Annotated in this window: 8 protein-coding genes and 1 pseudogene; 7 read left to right on the forward strand and 2 right to left on the reverse strand. The window is 30.3% G+C overall.

Going from position 1 to position 7,264, the window contains the following annotated elements:
- From ACH2BO_RS15250 to ACH2BO_RS15275, 6 genes and pseudogenes are all read left to right on the forward strand, one after another.
- Positions 1 to 524 (forward strand): annotated as a pseudogene (locus ACH2BO_RS15250) (coproporphyrinogen III oxidase); the annotation flags it as partial.
- A 90-nt stretch (positions 525 to 614) separates the two neighbouring features.
- The gene (locus tag ACH2BO_RS15255) at positions 615 to 1,418 is read left to right on the forward strand and encodes a cyclase family protein (RefSeq protein ID WP_395045588.1); all 804 of its coding nucleotides are present in this window, start codon (positions 615 to 617) and stop codon (positions 1,416 to 1,418) included.
- Between the two features lie 80 nt (positions 1,419 to 1,498).
- The gene (locus ACH2BO_RS15260) at positions 1,499 to 1,912 is read left to right on the forward strand and encodes a GNAT family N-acetyltransferase (RefSeq protein ID WP_395045589.1); all 414 of its coding nucleotides are present in this window, start codon (positions 1,499 to 1,501) and stop codon (positions 1,910 to 1,912) included.
- A gap of 12 nt (positions 1,913 to 1,924) precedes the next feature.
- Entirely contained in the window at positions 1,925 to 2,317 is a 393-nt protein-coding gene (locus tag ACH2BO_RS15265) for a hypothetical protein (RefSeq protein ID WP_395045590.1), read from the forward strand.
- A 5-nt stretch (positions 2,318 to 2,322) separates the two neighbouring features.
- Complete coding sequence (locus ACH2BO_RS15270; protein WP_395045591.1) at positions 2,323 to 2,688, forward strand: MmcQ/YjbR family DNA-binding protein; 366 nt, start codon at positions 2,323 to 2,325, stop codon at positions 2,686 to 2,688.
- Positions 2,689 to 2,798: 110 nt separating this feature from the next.
- Positions 2,799 to 3,524 (forward strand): PH domain-containing protein, encoded by a 726-nt coding sequence (locus tag ACH2BO_RS15275; RefSeq protein ID WP_395045592.1) that lies wholly within the window; start codon positions 2,799 to 2,801, stop codon positions 3,522 to 3,524.
- Positions 3,525 to 3,661: 137 nt separating this feature from the next.
- Here ACH2BO_RS15275 and ACH2BO_RS15280 read toward each other — a convergent pair whose 3' ends face one another.
- Positions 3,662 to 4,762 (reverse strand): DUF4407 domain-containing protein, encoded by a 1,101-nt coding sequence (locus tag ACH2BO_RS15280; protein WP_395045593.1) that lies wholly within the window; start codon positions 4,760 to 4,762, stop codon positions 3,662 to 3,664.
- 351 nt (positions 4,763 to 5,113) lie between these two features.
- On the opposite strand from ACH2BO_RS15280, the gene ACH2BO_RS15285 reads away from it, so the two are divergent.
- Positions 5,114 to 5,932, forward strand: coding sequence for a hypothetical protein (locus ACH2BO_RS15285; RefSeq protein WP_395045594.1), 819 nt, complete (start codon positions 5,114 to 5,116; stop codon positions 5,930 to 5,932).
- Positions 5,933 to 5,998: 66 nt separating this feature from the next.
- On the opposite strand, the gene ACH2BO_RS15290 is transcribed toward ACH2BO_RS15285, so the two are convergent.
- Positions 5,999 to 7,264, reverse strand: a 1,266-nt coding sequence (locus ACH2BO_RS15290; protein WP_395045595.1) for a dipeptidase, incomplete at its 5' end; no start/stop codon positions are given.

A 7,264-nucleotide genomic window follows, 5' to 3' on the forward strand; every position in this document is an offset into this window, starting at 1 on the left:
CAATTCCTAACTTAGATGACGATGTAGCGCAACAACATTTCCACATTTTAATCGATAAACTACAAGAAAACGGATTTGTGCATTACGAATTATCCAATTTTGGAAAACCAGATTACTTCTCAAAAAACAACACAGCCTATTGGTTGGGTAAAAAATACATTGGAATTGGTCCGTCCGCACATAGTTATAATGGTCAAAGTAGAAGTTGGAATATAGCCAATAATTCTTTGTATTTGAAAGCTATTGCAGAAAATAATTTGCCTTCAGAAACCGAAACTTTATCCAAAACAGACCAATATAACGAATATATAATGACGGGTTTACGAACGATTTGGGGTGTTTCTTTAGAACGAATTGAAACCGAATTCGGAACAAAATATATAGAGCATTTACAGCAACAAGCAGAAAAATTCATTTCAGATAATTTGTTAGAAATTGAAAATAATGTTTTAAAAACCACCAAAAAAGGAAAATTTTTAAGTGATGGTATTGCAAGTGATTTGTTTTTGCTAAATTTGGAATGATTATTAACCACTAAGAACACGAAGAAGGCACAAAGAAACACAAAGCTTTGTGAACTTAGTGAAAACCTTGTGACCTTTGTGGTTAAACTTATGAAAGCAACAATCAACAACTACCAAATCGACCTATCAAAACCAATTGATATTTCCATTCCGTTAACCAATACAGACGAAAACCCAATTGCGTGGTACATTAAAAAACCAGAAATTGAACCAGTAAGATTTGGTGATTGGATAGGAAAAGTGTCTGAAGGAAGTTCAACAAATTTCAATAACATTTTCTTCAATCCTCACGGACACGGAACGCACACAGAATGTCTCGGACACATAACACGAGAATTTTATTCCATAAATCAGTGTTTGAAACAGTTTTTTTTCACAGCAAAATTAATTTCTGTTGAGCCAGAACTTATTGACGGTGATTTCATAATTACAAAACAACAAATTCATCATCTTTTTGTCATTTCGACGCAGGAGAAATCACATAATCAAATCCATAATCCTCAAGCAATTATTATAAGAACGCTTCCAAATTTAGAATCAAAAAAACATAAAAAATATTCCAATACAAATCCGCCATATTTATCTGAAGAAGCAGCAATTTACATTAGAGAAATTGGTATTCAACATTTATTAATAGATTTGCCAAGTGTTGATAGAGAAGAAGATGAAGGAAAACTATTGGCGCACAAAGCATTTTGGAATGTAAAAGATGTAAAAAATTTAAACGACGATGCCAGAATGAATTGTACCATTACCGAAATGATTTATGTTGATGATGAAGTAATAGATGGAAGTTACATACTAAATCTTCAAATTGCTTCGTTTGAAAATGATGCAAGTCCAAGTAAGCCAATTCTATATAGTGTTCAGTGTTCAGAAAAAAGTGTTCAGTAGAATAACTTACATCATCAAAATTAATATTTCAAATTAAAAAATGAATTAACTGATCACTAAAAACTGAACACTGACTACTAATGAAAATAACCGTTTCAACAGATAAATCCAAACTCGACATTCCATTCATTCAAGACTTTTTGAAAGATATTTATTGGGCAGCAGGAAGAACTATTGAAGAAGTGCAAACTACGATTGATGCTTCTGTTTGTTTTGGAATTTATTTGGATAATAAACAAATTGGTTTTGCCAGAGTAATTACCGATTATGTCGTTTTTGCTTATGTAATGGATGTTTTTATTGATGAAAATCATCGAGGAAAAGGATATTCTTCTGTTTTAATTGATGCAATGATGAACGAACCGAAGTTGCAAGAAGTTAAAATTTGGCGATTAGCAACATCAGATGCACATTTTTTATATAAAAAATTTGGGTTTAAAATGTTGGCTCATCCAGAAAAAATGATGGAGAAAGTAAATAAGAATGATTTATAAAAATTCAAATGTATGAAAACTAAAGTATGTCTTTTTCTAATTATAATTTCTTATTTTTTGACTTCTTGTAAACGTGATAATTTTAGTATTAATAATCCAAAAATTTACAATACAACATTGTATAAAATTGAATATTTTAAACATATTGAAGGAGAAGCATTTGCTGTAGAAGAAAATCCAACATTTGCAATAATTGATAAAGAAGAATTAGAAAAAGCTATTAAAGAAATTAGAAATGCTGATAATTCTGAACCAAGGAAAGGCGCAGGTTGGAATAAAGTTAAATTATATTTTATGGATGAAGTAATGGTTTTAAATACAAGTAATGAAAAAATTGGCACAAAGGCAAGTGGCGATTTTTATGATTTGCCAAACAATAATTTTATTAAAAGAAATTTGAAATAATAAAAATGAATATCGAACAACTATACGAATTCTGTTTATCCAAAAAAGGAGTTACAGAACATTTTCCTTTTGATGAAGATACTTTAGTTTTTAAAGTTGGCGGAAAAATGTTTGCACTTTCCTCTTTATCAGAATGGGAAAAAGGAACGCCATCCTTAAATTTAAAATGCAATCCCGAACGCGCAGAAGAACTTCGAGCCGAATATGAAGCCATAAATCCAGGTTATCATATGAGTAAAATACATTGGAATACTGTTGATTTTAACAGTGATGTTTCAGATAAAATGATGAAAGAATTAATAAATGATTCTTATGAATTGGTTTTTAAAAGTTTGACCAAAAAAATTCAGAATGAAATAAACGAATTATAAAATTAGGCATTACTTTTGATGAAAGATTATGCAAATAGATTTAAAACTTGAAAAAACATATTAAAAAAAAACACTTTGTGACTTTGCGTCTTAGTGGCAAAAAATAAATTATGATAGACAATTTAAAGAAAATATTAAACGAAGATCAAGATCCAAAAGCAATTGAAAAAATTACAGCTAAATTGAATAATCTTCTAATGTCTAATGAAGAAATTGGATATATTGCTGTGCAAAAAAAACCAGCAGTAACTATTTTTCCAGATAGCGTTGTGGTTACTAATAAAAGAATTATTCTGTGCAAGCCAAAAAACTTAGGTTTATCAATGGAATTTATAGATTATGATTGGGATGATATTGCAGGAAGTTTTGTAAAAGAAGGAATTCTTGGTGCCGAATTTACTTTTTCTACAAAATCAGATTTAACGCATACTATTGATTATTTACCAAAAAATCAAGCTAGAAAATTATATACTTACGCCAAAGAACAACTTGATATTTTAAAAAATGGAGTTGTAAATTCAATTCCTAATGTTCAAGATGAGGTTGTTACAGAAGATGAGAATCTGAATCAAGTTCAGATTGAAGAAATTGAAGAAATGGAAACAGAAGAAGTTACAAATTTTGCCGAAATTGTTCCAGTTTCTCAACCTGTTTTTAATGCAGAACCACAAAATCAATTTTCGCAAACAGAAATAAAAAATGAAAAATCATTAGCCGATTTATCACAAGATGAATTGTTTGAAAAATTGCAAAATTATAAGAAGTTATTGGATAACGGATTGATTATGCAAGGCGAATATGATACTTATAAAAAGGAGATTTTGAGTTTTATGTAATTGCCACGAAGACACGAAGACACAAAGTTTTAGAAAATCAAAATCCGATAAAGTCACATTTATCGGATTTTATTTTGTTATTAGTTTATATAATTTTTAAAAAAAAACTTTGCGACTTTGTGTCTTCGTGGCAAAATCTAAATTGACTTCTTTTGCTTTTCAACAAAACCATCAGCTTGTAATTTCAATAATTCTACAGCGCCTTTTTTCTTGTAGTTGTAAAGTTCCTTGTCTTCTTTAATGTCTGCATATACTTTATCATAGATTTCTGCATCGGTTTTTCGTTGCAATTCACTTTGATAACGATTTTGAGCCAGCATATTTTGTATTCCCATTTCTAGATCTTCTTGTTTAAAATCATATTCTGCTCTTGGAGATAATAATTTGGCAATAATTGGCGACGTTTCTATAGCTAGAAACAACAACATAATAAATAGCGATGGCAACGAAGGCAGTTTGTTTAATGCATTTATTCGTGCCATTAATCCGTCAAAACCATCAATAATTGGTTGTGTTTCGGTCACTTTTTTATCTAAATCAGCTTGTAATGTTTTGGCTTTGGTTTCTTTTTCTGTGATTTTTAATGCGTTTGCGGTTTTTAAAGAATCCAATTGTTTTAATTGTGCATCATGTTTCAATCTTTTTTCAGCATAAACTGGACCTTTTCCTAGTTTTTTAGTTCCAGATGTTCCTTCGGCTTCGGTTATGTAAACAGAATACAAATCGTTTACTTCTTTTTCTTTTTTACGAATGTCACTTTTTAAACTGTCAATTTCGGCTTTGTTTTTATCAACATCAGTTTGAAAATAATTGGTAACTTGTTTCTTGTTTGCCATTGCCATTTCGTTTTTTTCTTTTAGCAAAACGGTAGCAATTTCTTTCTCGAAAATTTTAATTTCTAATGGTTTTGAAATTACTATTGCAATGATTATTGCTAAGATAATTCTTGGTGTTGCCTGAATAAATTCGTCTAGAAAATTGCCTCTTTTTTTTATGGTTGAAACAATAAATCTGTCAAGATTAAATATTAGTAAACCCCAAATTAATCCGAAGAAAACTGCTAAATAAACCGAATCGAAAACGGTAAAAAGTGCATAACTACTGGCAATAAAAGCCATAATTGCAGTAAAGAAAACTGTAGCTCCAATACCAGCATATTTATTTTGTTCGCCGTTGGAACAACCATTCACAATGTCGGTATCGACACCAGAACAAAGAAGGAAAAAACGTTTTAACATGATTGATTGATTTATATCCACCAAAAAAGTTGGACAAGTTGATGATGTAATACAAATTTAACGCCAAATATTTAAGTTTGTTGTAAAATGTTGAAAGTTATTATTTTGCTTTTATAAATGATTTTTAATCTCAAAAAAAGTGTAGTAATTTTCTGCAAAATAAATTTAAGACGTGTAGTTAATTCCTCTAAAATTAAAAAAATAAAAAAATATATTAAAAATCAATAATTTATTTTAATTGATTTTAGTAAATTTATATTCCTCAAAAGTTATGTTTTCCCTCCAAGTCTTTATTTTGTCCCGAATTTCAAAGTTGTAATTACTAACCAATTATAAATAAATTTTGAAATTATGAAAACGATTAAACAAACATTTGTAATAGCTCTTTTTGGATTGCTATTAATGAGTAATTCTTCTATTGCTCAAGACGAAAAAAGTTACTTAATTACTGTAACAAAAATGCATTGGAACATGAATTTAGATGATTTTTCAATGGATGAATGGAAGAAAGGTGAAAAAGAATATCTAGACAAAGTGGTGAAGAAAAACGAATTTATTGTTGGTCAAATTATTTTGACACATTATTTTACTGCTGATAATACTGAACTTCTATTAGTAACCACCTATGATAATTGGGAAGCTATAGAAAAAGCTGGTAAACGAAGTGATGAATTAGAAAAATTAGCATGGCCTGATGAGAAAGTTGCAAAAGCTTATTTCGACAAAAAAAGTAATTATTATGCTGGCAATCACTCTGATGAAATTTATGCTACTATGAAAGGCGCTAAAATGAATGGTTCTAATTTTGATAAAGAAGTGTTATATTATATTAGAGTAAGTCATTTTGCAAATCAAAAAGATGGATCTAATAAAGAGTATACCGAATTAAATAAACAATATTTTGATGCTGTGATAAATAAAAATGAATTTGTTAAAGCATATTATCCAAATGTACATGCTTGGGGTTCAGATAACACTCAGTTTACAGAAGTTTTTGTTGTTGATGATTTAGCAAGTATAGAAAAATCTTTTGATAAAAACAGTTCATTATTTAAAGCTGCATGGAATACCGAAGCTAAACAAAAAGAGTTTGGCAAAAAAATGGGTAAATATTTTACTGGTGTTCATAGAGATTACATTTATAAATTAGTTCCTGAATTATCCAAATAAAAATAATAAAAATCCGTTCACTCAATTAAGAATGAACGGATTAATAATTTGCTAATTTGCGGCAAACTATTTAGAAAGCTCCACAAAATACTTATAAAATAATGGAATAGTCTCAATACCTTTTAAGAAATTGAAAATTCCAAAATGTTCGTTTGGTGAATGGATTGCATCACTATCCAAACCAAATCCCATTAATATAGTTTTAGATTTTAATTCTTTTTCGAACAAAGCAACAATTGGAATACTTCCGCCAGAACGTACAGGAATTGCCGAAACTCCAAAGCTTTCTGTATATGCTTTATTTGCCGCTTTATAACCAATGCTGTCAATTGGCGTTACATAACCTTGTCCGCCGTGATGTGGTTTTACTTTTACCGTTACGCCACTTGGTGCAATGCTTTCAAAATGTTTGGTAAATAATTCTGTAATTTGTTCCCAATCTTGGTTAGGAACTAATCGCATAGAAATTTTAGCAAATGCCTGACTTGCAATTACCGTTTTTGCACCTTCGCCAGTATATCCACCCCAAATTCCGTTTACGTCTAGTGTTGGTCTAATAGAATTTCTTTCGTTGGTAACATAACCTTTTTCTCCATAAATGTCGTTGAGGTTCAATGCTTTTTTGTAATTATCTAAATTAAATGGTGCTTTTGCCATTTCGGCTCTTTCTTCTAGCGATAATTCTTCTACATTATCATAAAATCCTGGAATAGTGATGTGATTATTTTCGTCATGAAGCGAGGCAATCATTTTGGCTAAAACATTTATTGGATTAGCAACTGCACCACCATAAAGTCCAGAATGTAAATCGCGATTTGGTCCAGTAATTTCAACTTCAACATAACTTAAACCTCGCAAACCTGTTGTAATTGATGGTTGTTGGTTGGAAATCATTCCAGTATCTGAAATTAAAATTACATCACACGATAATTTTTCTTGGTTTTTTTCTACAAATCCGCTCAAGCTTTTAGAACCAACTTCTTCTTCGCCTTCAATCATAAATTTGACATTACAAGGTAAAGAATTACTTTGTATCATGTATTCAAATGCTTTTACGTGCATATACATTTGACCTTTGTCATCGCAAGAACCACGTGCAAAAATAGCACCTTCTGGGTGAATTTCTGTAACTTTTATAACTGGTTCAAATGGAGGCGAAGACCATAAATCTAAAGGATCTGGCGGTTGAACATCATAATGACCGTACACCAGAACAGTTGGTAGGTTTTTGTCAATAATATGTTCGGCATAAACAATTGGGTATCCTGGTGTTTCACAAATCTCGACATGATTGCAACCTGCTTTTTCGAGGCTAGTTTTGACTGCGGCGGC

This window comes from Flavobacterium sp., from assembly GCF_043773265.1.
GTDB lineage: Bacteria > Bacteroidota > Bacteroidia > Flavobacteriales > Flavobacteriaceae > Flavobacterium.

Bases quoted from the DNA above. Each gene is read 5' to 3' on its own strand.
- ACH2BO_RS15260 (WP_395045589.1), top strand. From the start codon at position 1,499: ATGAAAATAACCGTTTCAACAGATAAATCCAAACTCGACATTCCATTC.
- ACH2BO_RS15285 (WP_395045594.1), top strand. From the start codon at position 5,114: ATGAAAACGATTAAACAAACATTTGTAATAGCTCTTTTTGGATTGCTA.
- ACH2BO_RS15280 (WP_395045593.1), bottom strand. From the start codon at position 4,762: ATGTTAAAACGTTTTTTCCTTCTTTGTTCTGGTGTCGATACCGACATT.
- ACH2BO_RS15255 (WP_395045588.1), top strand. From the start codon at position 615: ATGAAAGCAACAATCAACAACTACCAAATCGACCTATCAAAACCAATT.
- ACH2BO_RS15275 (WP_395045592.1), top strand. From the start codon at position 2,799: ATGATAGACAATTTAAAGAAAATATTAAACGAAGATCAAGATCCAAAA.
- ACH2BO_RS15265 (WP_395045590.1), top strand. From the start codon at position 1,925: ATGAAAACTAAAGTATGTCTTTTTCTAATTATAATTTCTTATTTTTTG.
- ACH2BO_RS15270 (WP_395045591.1), top strand. From the start codon at position 2,323: ATGAATATCGAACAACTATACGAATTCTGTTTATCCAAAAAAGGAGTT.